The organism is Paenactinomyces guangxiensis, assembly GCF_016055185.1.
GTDB classification, from domain to species: Bacteria; Bacillota; Bacilli; order Thermoactinomycetales; family Thermoactinomycetaceae; genus Paenactinomyces; species Paenactinomyces guangxiensis.
The window spans coordinates 1-18,405 of the sequence record NZ_JAECVR010000023.1; the positions used below are offsets into that span (position 1 = coordinate 1).

The window sequence follows — 18,405 nt, forward strand, 5'->3', positions numbered from 1 at the left end:
AGCAACCAAATCTACACGCCTGGAAGGAAGGTGGATCGATGAGGTAAACACCTCCTCAATATCCTTCGGTAATATCCCAGTTAATGGAAATCTAGACTGAGTTTCTTAAGTTTTGCCTTTTTTAGATAACAGGGGCTTTATAATTTCCAATTTCCCTGTTTCAATGGCTTGACATATTACCGCAGGACTTTTGGGCCGCTTTGTTCTCTGTCTAACTAAAAGGATATTCAAAGGAGATTGAGAATTCAATAACTTTTTATCGCCGGGGTTTGGACACTCAAGCTGTGATCCTTTTAGGGCGTGTCTGGTAAATCATTTTGATAATCATCTTGACAGAAAAACTGAAGGTAAATTCCGCAAAGAATCAGCAATTTAAAAATTCCTTTTTCTGTAATGAGACTGTCTTTACCTATTTACCAGACAGATCCTAGTGTACATGGTCGCATTATTAAAGCCTTTTTTATATCAATCTATTTAAATAGTGTTTCTTTCCAACTATGTTAGCGGAAGTTATCAGAAATGATTTTCATCGAATATTGTGCTGCAAATAGTACAATCTCTTTTTAAAAGGTGGAATGTCAAGTATGAAAAAGAAAGTAGTCAGACCTAAACAACTCCAGCCGCAACAACGGGAATGCTTTCAAAATGTTTCGCGAAGTTGATCGGGTAGAATGCCCTCGCAGAGGTGATAGAGACCAACGTGGAAACGGTCGTAGAAGATAAATATAGATTCGCAAAAAAGAGCCCATTTTTTGGTGTTCTTTTTTGTATCCGGTAATCTGTCAGTTCGTATAAGCTATTTTCTTGTGAACGCTAACAACGAGTACATTTTCACTGCACGATTCGAAAAGTGGCTCATACTATAAATAGAAAACGGCAAAAGGAAATGGTAGAGTAAAACTTTATGAAAAAATCAATCTTTTAGTGGAAAGAAGTGAGAAAAACCGGGGGGATTAATGTGTTGTTTGAAATCTCGTGGCTTCACTTTGCAATCCTGGCGCTTGCATCGTTTCGACTCACTCATCTGCTTATGTATGATCATATCGCTTCTTTTATCCGAGCCCCTTTTTTGTCTGTTACCTTTAAGGAAGATGAAGAAGGGAAGACCATACAAAACATCAAGATAAAGGGAACCGGATTGCGGTATTGGATCGGAACGCTTTTTAGCTGTCACTGGTGTTTGGGAGTATGGTCATCTTTGGCCGTAGTTGCTCTGTATTCCTTGCTTCCCGGCTCATTTCCTCTTTTGGTTATTCTTGCGGTTGCAGGTGCTGCCGCTATTATTCGAACTCTCTTGTAACAGAAAACGAAAGACATAAAAAACCTGACTTTCCGCCGATTGATAAATGAGTTTGGCGGAATTTTTTATTTTTCTTCATCGGCCGGTATAAGTGTCTATGCTCCTTGTTAATTGGAAACGATGCTAGTAAAAAAACTTTTGCCGAAGGAGCGGGAATATGGACGTACCTCTGAGTATGGAAGAAGTGTTAAATCAAATCAAACAACTGGACGATAGCGGAATGTCCCTAAGCAAGAAAAAGGTGAAACAAACCAATCCGGAACTGATGCAATGTGCGCTTTACTATTTTCCCAGCTGGGAGCACGCTGTACAAAGTAGTATCAACATCAAAGAGTGAATAAAAGATTTGAAGGTAATGAAAGGCTGCTGTCAAAGGATAGCAGCCTTCTGTTATAGAAGTATAAAATATGAAGCTAAAAAATGTTTACAGCTAACCCAAGTAAGTGGAATAAAAAGTGAATGAATGATAGTTTTTTGCACAAAAAAGATGAAAGGAGTCATCAGGGATGGATCAGGAAAAAATCTTTCACGCCCTTGTTCTTGATCATGTAGGCAGCAATGCTTGTGTTAAGAATATGAAAATATCAGACTTGCCGGAAGGGGACGTCCTCATTAAGGTTTCCTACTCCAGTTTGAATTATAAAGATGGCCTTGCTGTTACAGGCCGCGGAAAGATTGTGAGAAGCTACCCGATGGTGCCCGGAATCGATTTGACCGGAGTGGTGGAGTATTCAAATTCACCGAAATTTAGCACCGGAGACGCTGTGATTTTGACCGGATGGGAGATTGGCGAAAAATATTGGGGAGGATACTCTCAATATGCCCGGGTGAAAGCGGAGTGGCTCGTTCCCTTACCTGCATCAATGAAGCCAAAACACGCCATGAGCATCGGAACAGCCGGCCTTACCGCAATGCTTTCCGTTATGGCTCTTGAAGAAAACGGTTTGCAATCAGATTATGAGGTTGTTGTGACAGGTGCAGCGGGCGGGGTCGGAAGCATCGCAATTGCTCTTTTATCTAAACTGGGCTACAAAGTGGTCGCATCATCCGGGAGAGAAGAAGCCCATGACTATCTAAGGGAATTGGGGGCATATCGCATCATAGACCGCCAGGTACTGTCTCGGGAGGGGAAACCGCTGGAAACACAACAATGGGGAGGAGCCATTGATACTGTCGGCGGAAAAACGCTTACCGGCATTTTAAGAAGTCTGTCTCACGGTGGGGCGGTGGCCGCCTGTGGTCTGGCAGGAGGAAGTGATTTCTGTACCACTGTTTTTCCTTTTATCCTGCGGGGAGCCAAGCTTATTGGAATTGAGTCTGTCTTGTGTCCGAGTGAAACAAGGAGAAAGGCATGGGAAAGATTATCACAGCTATTAACCAGTGATTTATTGGAGAGAATCACTCAGGTCTATCCGTTAAGTGAAATCCCGCGCTTGAGCGAGGAGATTTTAGACGGGCGTGTTCGCGGACGGATCGTGATCGATGTGAATGCCCTTGCAGCTAGCTCGAAATAGTTTTTCTCGGGTTAACAAAAATAGATTGACAAGGAACCTCAAGAAGCGGGTGTTCGTCATGAACATCCGTTTGATTATTTACGGGAAGTCGGGTGTCAACAGAGATAAAACCCAATACAACAAAAACCAGTTTGTATCACAAACAAAATTCTTTCTTTAAAAATCTCCCACAGCAGCATGTTCTGTGTTATGATAACTAACAAATTTTCTTCAAGTTTCACACTGTAATACTTAACAGCGAAAAAGAGATCAGCGTGAGTGTAGAAGGGACGGTTTGAGATGAGGTATTTGACGGCTGGAGAATCACATGGACCACAATTGACGATTATTGTTGAGGGGGTGCCAAGCCAGCTCCCCTTTTCCAAAGACAAAATTGATGAGCAATTGGCACGCAGGCAAAAAGGCTATGGCCGCGGGCGCCGGATGCAGATTGAGAAAGACCGGGTTCAGGTTTTATCCGGAGTGCGCTTTGGGAAAACCACCGGCGCTCCTATTGCACTTGTCATTGAAAATAAAGATTGGACTCATTGGAAAAAGATTATGAGCCCGGACCCTCATCCCGAAGATGCCGGGAAAAGGAGAATTTCCCGGCCGCGTCCGGGTCATGCCGACTTAAATGGAGCCATTAAATACAATCATCGCGATATGCGCGATGTGTTGGAGCGTTCAAGCGCCCGGGAGACGGCTGCACGGGTGGCAGCGGGGGCTGTGGCGAGGCAAGTCCTGGAGTTGTGCGATATTCATGTCACAGGCCATGTGACGCGGATTGGTGAAGTTGCTGCTGAACGGCCCACCGGGCTTTCGCTTGCTGAAATCAGACAACGTTCTGAAGATTCACCGGTTCGTTGCCTGGATCCGGTTGCGGAGCAAAAAATGATGTCCTTGATTGACCAGGCTAAAAAGGACGGGGATTCTCTTGGCGGCATTGTGGAAGTTATTGTGGAGGGAGTACCGATTGGCCTGGGCAGTCATGTACAATGGGACCGGAAACTGGATGCCAGAATTGCGCTGGCGGTTGTCAGTATCAATGCGTTTAAAGGAGTTGAGTTTGGCATTGGTTTTGAAGCTGCCGAACGGAGCGGCTCGGAGGTGCATGATGAAATCATGTGGTCCGGAGAACGAGGATTTTACCGGGCAACCAACCGCCTGGGCGGCTTTGAGGGCGGTATGACCACGGGTGAACCAATTGTGGTCCGGGGTGTGATGAAGCCGATTCCAACGTTGTATAAGCCGTTGAAAAGTGTAGATATAGATACGAAAGAGCCATTTGAGGCGAGTATTGAGCGTTCGGACAGCTGTGCCGTACCGGCCGCGAGCGTGGTCGCAGAAAATGTGGTTGCCTGGGAAATAGCACGGGCGTTACTGGAAAAATTCCCGGCAGATACGGCTGATGAGTTGTCGGAGTATGTGGCTCAATATCGTGAAAAAGCATTGAGGTTTTAACCATGAGATCGTTGACAGTATCTTTGGATCAGTCCTGTTACTCCATTCACATCGGATCAGGATTATACAGACTATTGCCGGAGTTGTTGCAGAAGGCCGGAGTAGGCCGGGACCGGAAATTGATGATCATTACTGATTCAGAGGTAGCGCCGCGGTATGCCGACCGGGTTAAAAGCTGTCTGGATTTTGCCGGTTATGAGACAGGAGTAAGTGTATTTCCTGCCGGGGAATCGAATAAGAATTTACAACAGCTGGAACGATTAATCGGAGAGTGTTTGCAGTTTGGATTGGACAGGAGCAGTCTGATTCTTGCTCTGGGTGGGGGAGTGGTCGGGGATGTAGCCGGTTTTGTTGCCGCTACGTATATGCGGGGGATCCCTTTTATTCAACTGCCCACCACTTTACTGGCTCATGACAGCAGTGTGGGAGGCAAAGTAGGGGTGAATCATCCGCTGGGTAAAAACTATATTGGTTCATTTCACCAGCCCGTGATGGTTGTATTTGATGTAGATGTACTGCATACCCTGCCCAAACGGGAGATTGTCTCCGGGTTTGCTGAAGTGGTAAAACATGCTCTCATCTGGGACGTTTCTTTTGTCAAATGGCTGGAAGAGAATACCGAAGCGTTGTTGTCTTTAGAGCCGGCCAAAGTAGAGGAAGCCATCTACCGAGGTTGCCGGGTGAAGGCGGCAGTGGTTTCCCAGGATGAAAAAGAATCAGGAATCCGTGCTATTTTGAACTACGGGCATACGATCGGCCATGCCTTAGAGGCCGTATCCGGCTATCAATATTATACCCACGGGGAAGCAGTTGCGATCGGAATGGCCGGAGCAGCCCGTTTAAGTCAAAAAGTATTGGGAAGTTCTCCGGAATTGATTACCCGTACGGAAGAATTGCTTCAAGCGTTTCAGTTGCCTGTCCGGTATGACCAGGCATGGTTGGAGAGAGACATGTTGCAAGCGATGAAAAGGGATAAAAAGGCCCGCAGGGGGGAGTATGCCTTTGTACTTTCCAGATCCATGGGTCAGGTTGAATTGATCAGAGGAATCGAAGAAGTCCATGTAAGTCAGGTATTAAAAGAGATCGGAGGCGGAACCGGATGAGCGTGCGGGGGATTCGCGGTGCGATTACCGTCCAAGCCAATGAGACCGAAGAAATATTGGCAGCGACGAAGGAATTGCTGTTAACAATTGTGAAAGAGAACCGGATTGATCCTGATGATATATGCAGTGTGTTTGTGACGGTTACCCATGATTTGAATGCCACATTTCCTGCCCGGGCGATCCGAACCATGCCGGGATGGGAATTAGTTCCCTTGCTCTGTTCTAGTGAGATTCCCGTAGCGGGTGGATTGGAGAAATGCATTCGATTGCTGTTGCTGGTAAATACTCACCTTTCACCCCGGGAGGTGAAACATGTCTATCTTGGTGAGGCAGCCGGTTTACGACCTGATCTTGTCGAAGGTCAATCCGCTATTGACAGGGAATCTATTCTCGGTTAAAGTCATGGATAAGGCAGAGTTGAGTAGAAGGTTTTATGAGTTTTAGTTTAGAAGTTTTTGTTTTTGACAATGAGCAGCTGAGTAGAGAAGAGAATGGATATAGCATAGATGAGCAGAGTGGAGGTTTGGAAAATTTTGCATCTTCAGCCAAAGCCGCTGTGCTTTGGCTTTTCTTATTTTTACCCTCCCAAATAGATCCTCTATATCCTTTCTCTCTATCTTACGGGCCCAGGCCTGTAAAGAGGAGGGAACACATTGATCTACCCCTGTTTTGAAGAGGTGCGAACTTTTGCACACACATTTTCTACGATTCCCATCTGCAAATCTGTTCACGCAGATACGGAAACCCCCATTGGTCTATATCATCGACTCGCAGATGATCCCTACTCCTTTTTGCTTGAAAGTGTGGAAGGAGGAGAAAAGTGGTCGCGATATTCGTTTATGGGCTCAAAACCTTTTCAAGTGATTACTGGAAAAGATGGCTCATACACCCTAACGGATCAACAGGGGAGCCGTCCGGTTACTGCGGCTGATCCCGCTGTCCTTCTGAAAGATCACTTAAACGCTTTTCATTCCCCTTCCTACGACGAATATCCGCCATTTCTGGGGGGAGCGGTAGGATACTTTTCCTATGAGGCCGTTCGCTATTTTGAGCCGAATTCACCGGTTACGCAAGCTGGGAGAGGAACGGGGGCTTACGATGTTCACTTGATGTTTTACGATCGCCTGCTTATTTTTGATCATTTAAAGCAAAAGATCATACTGGTAGCCCATTTATTTGTCCCGGAAAACTATGACGACCGGCAGTTGAGAGAGTTATATATGAAGGCTTTATCCGATTTGGAAGAATGGGAGCGAGAACTGTATACCCGCCCTGTTTCGATCCCGCAGCTTCCTTCCCTGGATCGGGAGGTTGTTTTTGACTGTGCTTATTCCAATCTAACCAGACATGAGTATATGGAGTTGGTAGAACGAGCCAAAGAATATATTCGTGCCGGTGATATTTTTCAAGTGGTTCCATCCCAGCGATGGGAATACCGGAATGCACCGGCCCCTATGAATGTTTACCGCATTTTGCGAGTTCTGAATCCATCCCCGTATATGTACTATTTGCGCATGGGAGAAGAAACCATTGTCGGGACCTCACCGGAACTGTTGGTTCGCGTCGATGGAAAACGAGTGGATACCCGTCCGATCGCCGGATCGAGGCCACGAGGGAAAAATGCACAGGAAGATGAAGAAATGGTCCGCGATTTATACCGGGACGAAAAAGAGAAAGCGGAGCATATCATGCTGGTTGATCTCGGCCGCAATGATGTCGGCAGAGTGGCCCGTTACGGGACAGTAGAAGTAACACAGCAGATGAAAATTGAAAAATATTCCCATATCATGCATCTCGTTTCTAATGTGACTGGTGAACTGGTCGATTCTTATCATGCTCTTGATGCATTTCGCGCCTGTTTTCCTGCCGGGACCGTTTCCGGCGCTCCTAAGATTCGGGCAATGGAAATCATCGCCGAATTAGAACCGGAACCCCGGGGAATTTATGCCGGAGCCATCGGCTATTTCAGCTTTACAGGGCAGCTGGATACGTGTATTGCGATTCGGACCATTTATTTTCGCGGGAATTGTGCTTATGTGCAAGCAGGCGGAGGAGTTGTGGCCGATTCGGTACCGGATAATGAATACATCGAGTCTGTCAACAAGGCAAAAGGGATGCTGAAGGCTCTTCAGCTGGCGGGCGAAAAGATGGTGGAGGGGTGTTTATGATTCAAGAAATGCTTAAAAAAGTAGTAGACGGACAGGATTTAACCCGCCTGGAGGCTCAAGCGGTCATGGATGCCATGATGGAGGGAAAGGCGACAGCCGCACAAATGGCCGCCCTGGTAACTTCTCTGAGAATGAGGGGAGAAACCGTTGAAGAACTCATCGGTTTTGCTGAGGCATTGCGTTCTCATGCAACCCAGGTTTACCACGACTTTCCTCATGCAGTAGATACCTGCGGGACAGGCGGAGATGGAGGTAAAACGTTTAATATCTCCACGGCTGCTGCTTTTGTAGCGGCTTCGGCGGGGGTGCCGATTGCCAAACATGGAAACCGGGCTGTTTCCAGCAAAAGTGGAAGCGCAGATGTATTAGAAGCTTTGGGTATGGATATTCAGCTGAATGCCAAAGAAGCGCAAACTTTACTATGTCATACCGGTCTTTGTTTCTTGTTTGCACCTATGTATCATCAGGCGATGAAACATGTTATGCCGACCCGGACAGAATTAGGTTTCAGAACCTGTTTTAATTTGCTTGGTCCGCTGGCAAACCCGGCCGGGGTAAAGATTCAACTGATGGGTGTTTATGATCCGGCACTTACGGAAAACGTTGCCTGCGTTCTGCAAGCCTTGGGCGTAGAGCGGGCACTGGTTGTCTCTGGTCTGGACGGGCTTGATGAGATCACGGTTACGGCTCCCACACGCATCAGTGAAGTGAATAGAGAGCAGATAACCACCTATGAAGTAACCCCTGATGAATTGGGGGTATCTAAAGCCTCTCTCGAGAAGATTGGCGGCGGAAATTCGGTTTATAATGCGAACTTGATTCGCCAAATCTTGGACGGCCAAACAGGAGCCCCGCGTGATGTGGTTCTTTTAAATGCCGGGGCTGTGCTTTATATTGCCGGAAAGGCAGCCAGCATCCGGGATGGTGTCAAACTGGCTGCGGAACAAATTGATTCAGGTAAAGCGAAAGAAAAACTGGCTCAGGTGGTTCGCTATTCACAGGAGGTTCGCTATGTTTCTTGAAAAAATCGTTGCGACAAAACGGGAAGAGATCAAACAATTGCATCTGACTTACACGGATCAGGATTGGGAAAAGGCTTCAGCACTTCCGCGCGGATGCTCTCTGGCCCAGGCTCTTCAATCACAACCGGCGCTTTCCGTCATTGCCGAAGTCAAACCGGCTTCTCCATCCAAAGGAGTGATTCGGGAAACGGTTGATCCTGTGGCAACTGCGCTCGCCTATGAGAGAGGCGGAGCGAGTGCAGTGTCGGTATTGACAGATGTCTCTTATTTTAAAGGAAAGCCGGAATCTTTGACCAGGGTAAAAGAGGCGGTGAAAATCCCGGTGTTGCGCAAAGATTTTATTCTGGAACCGGTTCAGGTGTTAGAAAGTAAATTTCTCGGTGCGGATGCGATTTTGTTGATCGCAGCACTTCTTGACAGGGAAAAACTGCAGCTGTTAAGGGGAACGGCCCGTCAACTGGGGATGGAAGTTCTTGTGGAGATCCATGAGGAATCGGAGGTCCCGCTTGCTCTCGCTTGTGAAGCGGATGTGATCGGCATCAATAATCGCAACTTGTACACGTTTGTAACTGAGATTGAGACAACGGAACGTTTACGCCCGCTCCTTCCCCAGGACTGTCCTGTCATCGGCGAAAGCGGGGTCCATTCGGCAGAAGATGCTGAACGTTTGGCAAAAGCTCAAGTGGACGGAATTCTTGTCGGTGAATATCTGATGCGACAAGCGGATCCCGAACGGGCGGTACGACGGCTGATTGAAAGGGAAATTGGATGAAACGGACACAAATTAAGTTCTGCGGGTTTCGTACACCCGGGGATGTAGAGAAGGCAGGCCGGCTTCGGGTTAACGCGATCGGGTTTATCCTGGTTCCGGGTCGAAAGCGGTCCGTCCATCCGCGTGATTTGCCAATGATGGTCAAGCTGGTCCCATCACAGGTTCTGTCAGTAGGGGTGTTGCTCAACCCGACCATCCGTCAGATCCATGAGTGGTTGTCATTGGCCCCGCTGCAAGCTGTTCAACTGCACGGAGACGAGTCACCAGCGTTTTGCCGTTCGGTAAAAGAACAGTTTCAAGTGAAAATCATTAAAACCTTTCATGTTGAAGATCGGATTAAAAGTGCATTTCCATTAAAGGAATATGCTCCCTGGATTGATATTGCCCTGTTGGATTCCAGTACGGGAACATCCCGCGGCGGCACAGGAGTTGCTTTTGAGTGGGAACGGATTCCGCCATTTAAAGAGCAGTGCAGCAGGTTTCAGCTTCCATGCTGGGTAGCGGGAGGGCTGGACGGAGAAAATGTTGATACATTGATCAGGGATTTCGCTCCCGATGGAGTCGATGTCTCAAGCGGAATTGAAAAGGAAGGACAAAAAGATCCAGAAAAGATGAACCGGTTTGTGAGGAAGGTGATGTTAAGTGGGCAAACAACTGAAGGAGCCTGATAAGACAATGGGGCAGGAACTCACCGGCCGCTTTGGGTGTTTTGGAGGGAGATATGTACCCGAAACAACAATGAATGCATTATTAGAGTTAGAGGAAGCTTTTCAAGCGGCGATTCAAGATCCTGACTTTAATAAAGAGTTGCGTTATTACCTGGAAGAATACTCCGGGCGCCCTACCCCGCTTACTTTCGCCAGACGGTTGACGGAGGTTGCGCAAGGGGCCAGGATCTATCTGAAAAGAGAAGATCTTAACCATACCGGTGCACATAAAATTAACAACGCCCTGGGGCAGGCATTACTGGCAAAACGAATGGGGAAAAAGAAATTGATCGCTGAGACGGGTGCCGGCCAGCATGGAGTAGCTTCGGCGACGGTTGCCGCTCTTCTGGGAATGGAGTGCCAGGTCTTTATGGGTGAGGAAGATGTCAAACGCCAGCAGCTAAATGTTTTTCGCATGGAGCTGTTAGGAGCAAGGGTGACCCCGGTTACTTCCGGAACCCGTACTTTAAAAGATGCGACCAATGAAGCGTTGCGCCAGTGGGTGGCCCATGTAGAGGATACCTTTTATTTAATCGGTTCGGCAGTTGGACCTCATCCCTATCCGGCCATGGTCAAGTATTTTCAGAGGGTAATCAGTGATGAAGCACGTGCACAGCTGTTAATGCAGGAAGGAAGGTTACCCGGAGATGTAGTGGCCTGTGTGGGGGGCGGCAGTAACGCCATTGGTATGTTTGCTGCTTTTTTAGAGGATGAGACGGTACGCTTGCACGGTGTCGAAGCGGCCGGAAAAGGGTTAAATACAGCAGAGCACGCTGCCTCCTTAAGCCTGGGGCGTCCTGGTGTATTACACGGAACCTACAGCTATTTGCTGCAAGATGAGCATGGTCAAGTGCAGCCCGCTCATTCGATTTCTGCCGGTCTCGATTATCCGGGGGTGGGTCCCGAGCACTCTTTTCTGAAAGAGTCGGGACGTGTTCGCTATACGTCTGCGACTGATGAAGAGGCGCTGGAAGCAGTCAGGTTGTTATGCCAAACAGAAGGCATTTTACCGGCACTGGAGTCAGCCCATGCGATTGCGGAAGCGATTCAACTGGCCAGGAAAGGATCACCCGAGGACATTATTCTTGTTTGTCTGTCAGGAAGAGGAGATAAAGATGTAGAAACGATTCGGCACAGGATGGGGGGAGATCGGGGATGAATCAACTGCAAGCTGCATTCCGGTCACAAAAGGAGCACTTGATCCCTTTTATCATGTCGGGCGATCCGAGTCTGGAAGTGACGCTGAAACTGATCTATCTTCTGGCAGAAGAAGGGGCTGCCGCTATCGAGTTAGGGGTTCCCTTCTCAGATCCCATGGCAGATGGACCTGTGATACAAGCTGCATCTGAGCGGGCCTTGCAACAAAATGTAACATTAAGTGATGTTCTGGAACTGGGAAGAATGGTACGGCAACAGGGGTGTGATGTTCCTCTCATCTTGTTTACGTATGCAAATCCTGTTTTTCAATATGGTTTGGAACGTTTGGTCAAACAAGCCGTGTCATGTGGTTTTAACGGGGTGATTGTCCCGGATCTTCCTTATGAGGAAAGCGCTCCCCTCCGTAAACTGGGGTCTGAAGCGGGGCTTGCTGTCATTCCGCTAGTCGCCCCTACATCACGACAGCGCATCGGCAAGATTGTCAGCGATGCGCAAGGCTTTGTCTATTGTGTATCTTCGTTGGGAACAACAGGAATGCGGCAACAGTTTGCGGGCCATGTTGACTCTTTTTTACAGATAGTACGGGAGATGAGCCCGGTTCCGACGGCAGTTGGATTTGGTATCTCGAAAAGGGAGCATGTGGTTCGTTTTCTGGAACAGGCGGATGCAGTTGTCGTCGGTAGTGCTCTGGTACGAAAAATCGAGGAACTTTCCCCGAAACTCTCCGATCCGGAGCAGTGTGATGACGCGTTAAACGAGGTAAGAGTATTTGTCAGGGGCTTAAAATCGGAGTAAGATAGAGGGAAAAGATGTAGGAGGAGACAGCGCAAATGAAACCGAAAGCATCGATCCAGGGGTTGGCTGTATATCAACCGGGGAAACCTTTGGAAGAAGTGAAGCGCGAATTGGGGTTAGACGAAGTAATCAAATTAGCTTCCAATGAAAACCCGTTTGGCTGTTCTTCCGAGGTTTGGCCGGCTTTGGCGGAAGAAAAAGATCATTTTCACCTTTATCCGGAAGGAACAGCTCCTGAACTTCGTGAAAAGCTGGCCGAGCATCTGGAAGCAGATCCCCGCCGGATTATACTGGGAAATGGTTCCGATGAAATTGTACAGATGATTGCTCGGGCTTATTTAGAGCCGGGAGCTGAGTCTGTCATGGCCGATCTTACCTTCCCGCGCTATGAAACGGCCATCCGGATTGAAGGCGGCATTCCGGTTAAGGTGCCATTAAAAGACGGGACTCACGACCTGGAGGCGATGGCTCAAGCGGTTACCGCGAAAACTCGAATCGTTTGGGTCTGTAATCCCAACAATCCGACAGGGACGATTGTGTCCCATGGGGCATTAAGCCAATTTTTGGACCAACTCCCTGAACATGTACTCGTTGTAGTAGATGAAGCTTACTATGAATATGTCACAGATCCGTCCTATCCGGACAGCTTATCGCTGCTTGATTATAACCCTCAAATCATCATACTCAGGACATTCTCTAAAATTTACGGCTTAGCGGCTTTCCGTGTCGGTTATGGAATCGGCCACCCGGATGTGATCAATGAACTTAACCGGGTACGTGAGCCATTTAATGTGAACCGTTTGGCCCAGCAAGCAGCACTGGCGGCACTCAAGGATCAAACGTTTGTCACCTACTGCTGCAACCAAAACCGCCTGGGGATCAAGAAGATCACGAACAAGCTGGACGAATGGGGACTCCACTATTTCCCGGCTCATGGAAATTTTATTTTGTTTGATACCGGCTTTCCCGCCAATGAAGCTTTTGACTATCTGTTACGACAGGGTATTATTGTCCGGTCCGGTCAGGCTCTTGGTTTTCCCACTTATATTCGTGTTTCTGTAGGTACAGAGGAACAAAACAGCCGTTTTTTAGAAGCTTATGCCTTGTTTTTAAAGGAGAAAGGAAAGATCCACGCCAATGCCTGAGCGCGTAGCGATTTTGGGAGTCGGCCTGATTGGTGGTTCTATTGCCCTTGGTTTAAAAGAGCGAACAGATAGCGATGTGATCGGCTTTGATATTTCTGCCGAAGATTTGCATTTTGCCAAGTTGATTGGAGCGATTGATGAAGGGTCAACTGAACTGGCTTCTGTGGTTAAAGAAGCGGATGTGATTATTATCGCTTTGCCCGTGGGAAAAATTAAACAAGCCATTGACAGCCTGTGCCAGTTACCCCTTCGTCAGGGTTGTATCGTTACTGATGTTGGCAGTACGAAATCAGAAATTGTAGAGCACGCCCGCAAATTAAAAGAAAGAGGTATTACTTTTATCGGTGGTCATCCAATGGCCGGGTCGCATCGATCTGGGGTGAAAGCAGCCCAGTCATTGCTCTTTGAAAATGCCTATTATGTGTTAACACCGGAGCCCGACATTTCCATCTCCGATGTTCAGCGGCTAAGCCGGCTGTTACACCTGGCTACACGTGCGGAACTGATCATTATGGACCCGGTGCATCATGATCGCATCGTTGGAGCGATCAGCCATCTGCCTCATATTATTGCAGCTGGACTTGTTAATCAGGTCGGAAATTATAACGAAACAAATGAATGGTTTCATCGCCTGGCGGCAGGGGGGTTCCGGGATTTGACCCGGATTGGAGCCAGCCACCCTATTATGTGGAGGGATATTTTGCTCACCAACCGCGAGGTGTTGATCCGGCTGATGGATGACTGGATCTCCCAGATGTCGGAGTTTCGCTCAGCCGTTTCGGAATGTGATGCCAGCCGAATCGAGTACTTGTTTGAACGGTCCAAAAAATTAAGAAGTCAATTACCGGATAAGAAAAAAGGGATTCTTTCCCCCAGATATGAGTGTTATATCGACGTTCCCGACCGGCCCGGAGTGATTGCCAAAATAGCCACCTTATTGGGAAACGAACAAATTAACTTAAGTAACATCGGTGTGATGGAGAATCGTGAAGATACCCCCGGGGTGCTTCAACTCTCCTTTAAACGATATGAAGATTTTATGAATGCCGTGATCTGCCTGCGAAAAGCGGGTTACATTGTATTTGCAGACGATGAAGATAGGAGCAACAAACATGAGTACCATTCGCGTATCCCGTCCCAAACCGTTTGATTGTACATTTCGCGTACCCGGAGACAAGTCGATTTCACACCGCTCCATTATGTTTGGGGCCATTGCCCGTGGTGAAACCCTTGTAGAAGGCTTTTTACCAGGAGCTGATTGTTTAAGTACCATCTCTGCTTTCAGGCAGATGGGAGTGGATATTGAAAGGGATTCGGAAACCTCGGTCCGCATTCTGGGGAGAGGTTTTGACGGGCTCCGGGAACCTGTTCAGCCGCTGGATGTCGGGAATTCCGGAACAACCATTCGTCTTCTGTTAGGAATCCTGGCCGGAACCTCTTTTTTTAGTACGGTAGTCGGGGATGATTCAATTGCCCGCAGGCCGATGGGACGAGTTGTCAACCCTTTAAGAGAAATGGGGGCACAGATCTACGGGCGCCAGGAGGGGAGATTTACTCCTTTGGCGATTCGGGGAGCAAAGCTAACGGGACTCACATATGAAAGCCCTGTTGCCAGTGCCCAGGTAAAGTCATGTTTACTTTTGGCGGGTCTTTCGGCTGATGGTGTGACTGCGGTACGTGAGCCCTCACGATCCCGTGATCACACCGAGCGGATGCTGCCGGCATTCGGGGTTCATGTACGTACATCGGAGGGGGAGGTCTCTGTTCAGGGTGGACAATCCCTTGCCGGCACTCAAGTAAAGGTACCGGGAGATATTTCATCAGCTGCCTTCCTGTTAGCAGCAGCACTGATGGTGCCGGGAAGCCGCGTAACTATTGATGATGTAGGACTAAACCCCACACGAACAGGAATCCTTGACGCCTTTCACATGATGGGAGCGGAAGTGGCGGTTGAACAAACCGGCATGTGGTGTAATGAGCCAGTGGGAAGAGTAACTGTTCAGGCTGATGAGTTAAAGGGGATTGAGATCGGAGGAAAGTTGATTCCACGGCTGATTGATGAGATTCCGGTCCTGGCTGTAGTGGCAACTCAAGCTGCCGGGGAAACAGTCATTCGTGATGCAGCTGAACTCAAAGTAAAGGAAACCAATCGGATTTCCACAACCGCCCAAGAATTGAGAAAGTTAGGGGCTCATGTTGAGGAGACCGATGATGGACTGATTATTTCCGGACCCACTCCGCTTAAAGGAGGGGTATGCCAGAGCCGCGGAGACCACCGTATCGGGATGGCGATGGTCATTGCCGGACTCGGGGCAGCTGCTGAAGTTTGCGTAGAAGGATCGGAAGCGATTGATATTTCTTTTCCAGGGTTCTCAAATTTTATTGAAAAAATAAAATGCGGTCAAATCTGAAAATTAGGAAAAACCTGTTGACCTTGTCTACTGGCTTTCGTATAATAGAAATTACAGTATGGTTTCTCTCCACTCCTATCCAATATTGTACGTCCTGTGTGCAAGCCGCTCGGAATCGAGCGGTTCTTTTTTTGTGGACAAATTCATAAACCTCTGATGAGGAGGGGTATGGATGGATCTGCGCTATTGGAGGCTCGGACTTGAGACATTGTTTGTTATATCTGTGATCATCATTCTGAAAATGTGGGTTTTTCCATTTTTTATATCAATCTGGTTTCCAACGGATGACCTTTCAGCATTGATGCAAGAATGGACGGTTCTGATTGTTGGGATGATTACTTGCTTTGTTTATCTGGGTCTTGGCTCTTCAGCAAAACATGTATATCAATTTTCTGCAATAAGAGCGGCAGCCTTATTTTTTATCATTCACTTGCAATGGCTTTTGCCAGTGTTTTTTTTGTTCAATGACATCATTACTGTTTGGCTTCGTTTAATTGGAGACTTCGTGTCCCTATTTTCACCCGGCCAATCCTTTTCCTATCCGTATTTTGTAATCGTCTATTTGGGATTATTTCTTCTCGGCAGGGGGATCCGGGTGAAAGATGAGAAGAATGTGGCTAAAAAGTCTGACATGAGAAGGTTTATCAGCCAAAAACAAAAAAGATAGAATAGATTTTTGGATATGAAGGTTTTTCTGTATATGTTTATTCATTGGTATAAGTCGTGTGTCCCAAAAAGAGTAGAACAATTAATCATTTTTCGATATAATGGCAGAATCCCGAATAGAAAGGAAACGATTATATGACTGATTCTGATACCAATAAACAAATATCCATTGATCAGAATAGCGGACGAGTGAATATGATATACAATTTCCCTGTTTACCCGGAAAAGAATGAAGTTCATTTGCGTTCAGCTGAAGATGTAGCTAAACGAGCCTTGTCTCTTCATCTGTTATTGGGAGTTATCTTTTACCAGGAACCTGAGAAGGTTACGGAGTGGGCAATTCAAGAGGGCCTGTGGGACTCCTTAAGCCCTCAAGAACATAGTTTTTTTACAGTGCCGATCTCAGATCTCAGTCCGGCAGAGAAAAAATGGAAACAGAAAGCGATACAGTCCAGTTTGCTGACTTGGCGGGTAGAAGGCTTGCAAGCTTTGCTATGGAGTATGAATCTGGTTGAAGAGCTTGATTTACCCATTGAACGGTGTGATGGCAACATGCTTGGCGAGGTGTTACCAGAACTTGGTGAGTCACTTCAAACATTTATTGCTCAAGCCCGGCTGCGTCCGGTTGAAGAGATTGTACATATGCTTGAACAGCATTTTCAAATTTATAACCATCAGGTAGAAGCTTTTGCAAACGAAGAGGATCTTCAATTTGATATGCTGATTACATATGAGCGGATTCATGCGTTAAACTGGGTCTGTGGTTTGATAAGCCAATGGGATGACTAATCCAGCACTTTTGATCAGCGGCGGGGAGTGACTCCGTCTTTTTTCATCATCTGATCTGATGAGGTATGGGACAAGCTGGCTGGCCGCTGATTATCTAAATTTACAAGAGAAAAGTCTATCTTCCTTCTAAATAGACCAAACTGGGTAATGACATCAGTTAGGGAGGAAGAAAAGACGGTGCGAATGGCTGACTGGCTTACTTATACGGATATTGACCAATTAAAACAACTGAATCGCTACTATGGTTGTGATTCTAATCATCATTCAAAGCATGATCTGATATGCTCCTTACTCAGGCAAATGGGAAAAAAGTCGCAGTTGAAGCGGATGATGGAGGAATTGCCTCCCGAAACCAAACGTTTCTTGCAACTGATCGTGCTTGATACAAGTATGTCCTATACAATGGAAGAGTTGCTGGCAAAGGGCAGAGCAGCGTTAAACGGAGCAAATGGAGAACCCCGTACCCTGATTGTTGAGGCGATGAAAAGGGGATGGTTATTTTCAGGATATTCCCACCGTACTCAATACTTGTACCATATGCCCTCCGACACGAAAGAGCAAATGATTCAGCTGTTGATCGAACCTTTTCGCGATCCGCTCCGCATTTTAAGGGAAACGCCCGGTTTTTACCGTGATGAAGAGAAACAAATGCTGGAGGATCTCCATCATTTTCTCAACTTTATTGGCAGGGAAGTAGTCAGAGTGACTAATGACGGATCGATTTACAAGCAACAGCAAAGGCAGTTATTTAAAAGTTTTCATATTCCTGAGGAGCCTATCTGCCAAAAAGGTCCCAGATTTGGGTTCGGGCGCAAGTATCATCTTTATCCTGACCGGTTTTCTCTTTTGTATGATTACGCTTTTTATAAAGGTTATTTTATTGAAGAGGAAGAAGGGTATCTAAGTTTAACAGAATCTGGTTTCGGGAAAATAAAACATAAAGATATCCAAGAGGCTAAAGATCTTTATCGGTTTTGGATCCGTCTTTATCGGAGACCGATTCCCCATTTACCCATGATCATCCGCTTGATCGGATTGCTAAGTTACCCCGGTTGGATCCCGGCAGAGTTGGTTTATGAAGCTGTTGGAGAATGGATATCCCCCTATTACTATGAAACGGAACAATCCTTATTTCAGCGTATCATCCAGATGATGTTGCACTTAGGAGTGCTGCGAACGGGGATTGAAGGGGAACAGCATTATCTGACATTGACGGAATCCGGTTTGAAATGGATGCAGGGCATTTCGGCTTTCCGTGAACAGGTGATCGAGGACGGATTTATCAAAACAAGCAGTTAAGCAGGAAAAACACATGTTTGAGTAGAATAAATATATACGCAGAAACGATACTCCCGCTGATGGAACGAAAAATGTTTTTGCGTATACTAAAACAAAATAGACACAATATTCAT

The 18,405-nt window shown here is 47.0% G+C and carries 18 protein-coding genes; all 18 read left to right on the forward strand.

The genetic code is table 11. The features are described 5' to 3' along the window. Positions 1 to 958: 958 nt before the first annotated feature. The 18 genes from I8U27_RS17145 to I8U27_RS17230 all read left to right on the forward strand — a co-directional run bounded on the left by I8U27_RS17145 (position 959) and on the right by I8U27_RS17230 (position 18,292). Positions 959 to 1,300, forward strand: a complete 342-nt coding sequence (locus I8U27_RS17145; RefSeq protein WP_309506175.1) for a DUF1360 domain-containing protein — start codon at positions 959 to 961, stop codon at positions 1,298 to 1,300. Between the two features lie 157 nt (positions 1,301 to 1,457). Beyond that, positions 1,458 to 1,637 carry a hypothetical protein gene (locus I8U27_RS17150; RefSeq protein WP_181754103.1) on the forward strand — a complete coding sequence of 60 codons (180 nt, stop codon included), beginning with the start codon at positions 1,458 to 1,460 and terminating at the stop codon, positions 1,635 to 1,637. Between the two features lie 169 nt (positions 1,638 to 1,806). After that, complete coding sequence (locus I8U27_RS17155) at positions 1,807 to 2,814, forward strand: MDR family oxidoreductase (protein WP_181754105.1); 1,008 nt, start codon at positions 1,807 to 1,809, stop codon at positions 2,812 to 2,814. A gap of 279 nt (positions 2,815 to 3,093) precedes the next feature. Next, complete coding sequence (gene aroC, locus I8U27_RS17160; protein ID WP_181754107.1) at positions 3,094 to 4,257, forward strand: chorismate synthase; 1,164 nt, start codon at positions 3,094 to 3,096, stop codon at positions 4,255 to 4,257. Between the two features lie 2 nt (positions 4,258 to 4,259). After that, positions 4,260 to 5,360 (forward strand): 3-dehydroquinate synthase, encoded by a 1,101-nt coding sequence (gene aroB, locus I8U27_RS17165; RefSeq protein ID WP_181754109.1) that lies wholly within the window; start codon positions 4,260 to 4,262, stop codon positions 5,358 to 5,360. Next, on the forward strand, positions 5,357 to 5,758 hold the full coding sequence (aroH, locus tag I8U27_RS17170; RefSeq protein ID WP_181754111.1) for a chorismate mutase: 402 nt from the start codon (positions 5,357 to 5,359) through the stop codon (positions 5,756 to 5,758). Before aroB ends, aroH begins: the two co-directional genes overlap by 4 nt. 255 nt (positions 5,759 to 6,013) lie before the next feature. After that, positions 6,014 to 7,528: an anthranilate synthase component I gene (trpE, locus tag I8U27_RS17175; RefSeq protein ID WP_181754113.1), complete on the forward strand. Its 1,515-nt coding sequence runs from the start codon at positions 6,014 to 6,016 to the stop codon at positions 7,526 to 7,528. Then, positions 7,525 to 8,550, forward strand: coding sequence for an anthranilate phosphoribosyltransferase (gene trpD / locus I8U27_RS17180; RefSeq protein ID WP_181754115.1), 1,026 nt, complete (start codon positions 7,525 to 7,527; stop codon positions 8,548 to 8,550). The genes trpE and trpD overlap by 4 nt, the downstream gene beginning before the upstream one ends. After that, on the forward strand, positions 8,540 to 9,322 hold the full coding sequence (gene trpC, locus I8U27_RS17185; protein ID WP_181754117.1) for an indole-3-glycerol phosphate synthase TrpC: 783 nt from the start codon (positions 8,540 to 8,542) through the stop codon (positions 9,320 to 9,322). The genes trpD and trpC overlap by 11 nt, the downstream gene beginning before the upstream one ends. Next, positions 9,319 to 9,990 carry a phosphoribosylanthranilate isomerase gene (locus tag I8U27_RS17190; protein ID WP_181754119.1) on the forward strand — a complete coding sequence of 224 codons (672 nt, stop codon included), beginning with the start codon at positions 9,319 to 9,321 and terminating at the stop codon, positions 9,988 to 9,990. Before trpC ends, I8U27_RS17190 begins: the two co-directional genes overlap by 4 nt. A 7-nt stretch (positions 9,991 to 9,997) precedes the next feature. Then, the gene (gene trpB / locus I8U27_RS17195; protein WP_181754186.1) at positions 9,998 to 11,188 is read left to right on the forward strand and encodes a tryptophan synthase subunit beta; all 1,191 of its coding nucleotides are present in this window, start codon (positions 9,998 to 10,000) and stop codon (positions 11,186 to 11,188) included. Further along, a complete protein-coding gene (gene trpA / locus I8U27_RS17200) occupies positions 11,185 to 11,982 on the forward strand; it encodes a tryptophan synthase subunit alpha (protein ID WP_181754121.1) in 798 nt (265 codons plus the stop codon). The genes trpB and trpA overlap by 4 nt, the downstream gene beginning before the upstream one ends. Positions 11,983 to 12,017: 35 nt before the next feature. Then, positions 12,018 to 13,127 (forward strand): histidinol-phosphate transaminase, encoded by a 1,110-nt coding sequence (gene hisC, locus I8U27_RS17205; protein ID WP_181754123.1) that lies wholly within the window; start codon positions 12,018 to 12,020, stop codon positions 13,125 to 13,127. Next, positions 13,120 to 14,277 carry a prephenate dehydrogenase gene (locus I8U27_RS17210; RefSeq protein WP_181754125.1) on the forward strand — a complete coding sequence of 386 codons (1,158 nt, stop codon included), beginning with the start codon at positions 13,120 to 13,122 and terminating at the stop codon, positions 14,275 to 14,277. The genes hisC and I8U27_RS17210 overlap by 8 nt, the downstream gene beginning before the upstream one ends. Further along, positions 14,240 to 15,538 carry a 3-phosphoshikimate 1-carboxyvinyltransferase gene (gene aroA / locus I8U27_RS17215; RefSeq protein WP_181754127.1) on the forward strand — a complete coding sequence of 433 codons (1,299 nt, stop codon included), beginning with the start codon at positions 14,240 to 14,242 and terminating at the stop codon, positions 15,536 to 15,538. Before I8U27_RS17210 ends, aroA begins: the two co-directional genes overlap by 38 nt. Before the next feature lie 172 nt (positions 15,539 to 15,710). Continuing rightward, positions 15,711 to 16,205, forward strand: a complete 495-nt coding sequence (locus I8U27_RS17220; protein ID WP_181754129.1) for a hypothetical protein — start codon at positions 15,711 to 15,713, stop codon at positions 16,203 to 16,205. A gap of 134 nt (positions 16,206 to 16,339) precedes the next feature. Then, positions 16,340 to 16,993: a DUF4272 domain-containing protein gene (locus I8U27_RS17225; protein ID WP_181754131.1), complete on the forward strand. Its 654-nt coding sequence runs from the start codon at positions 16,340 to 16,342 to the stop codon at positions 16,991 to 16,993. Between the two features lie 177 nt (positions 16,994 to 17,170). Then, complete coding sequence (locus I8U27_RS17230; RefSeq protein ID WP_181754133.1) at positions 17,171 to 18,292, forward strand: hypothetical protein; 1,122 nt, start codon at positions 17,171 to 17,173, stop codon at positions 18,290 to 18,292. Positions 18,293 to 18,405: the final 113 nt, after the last annotated feature.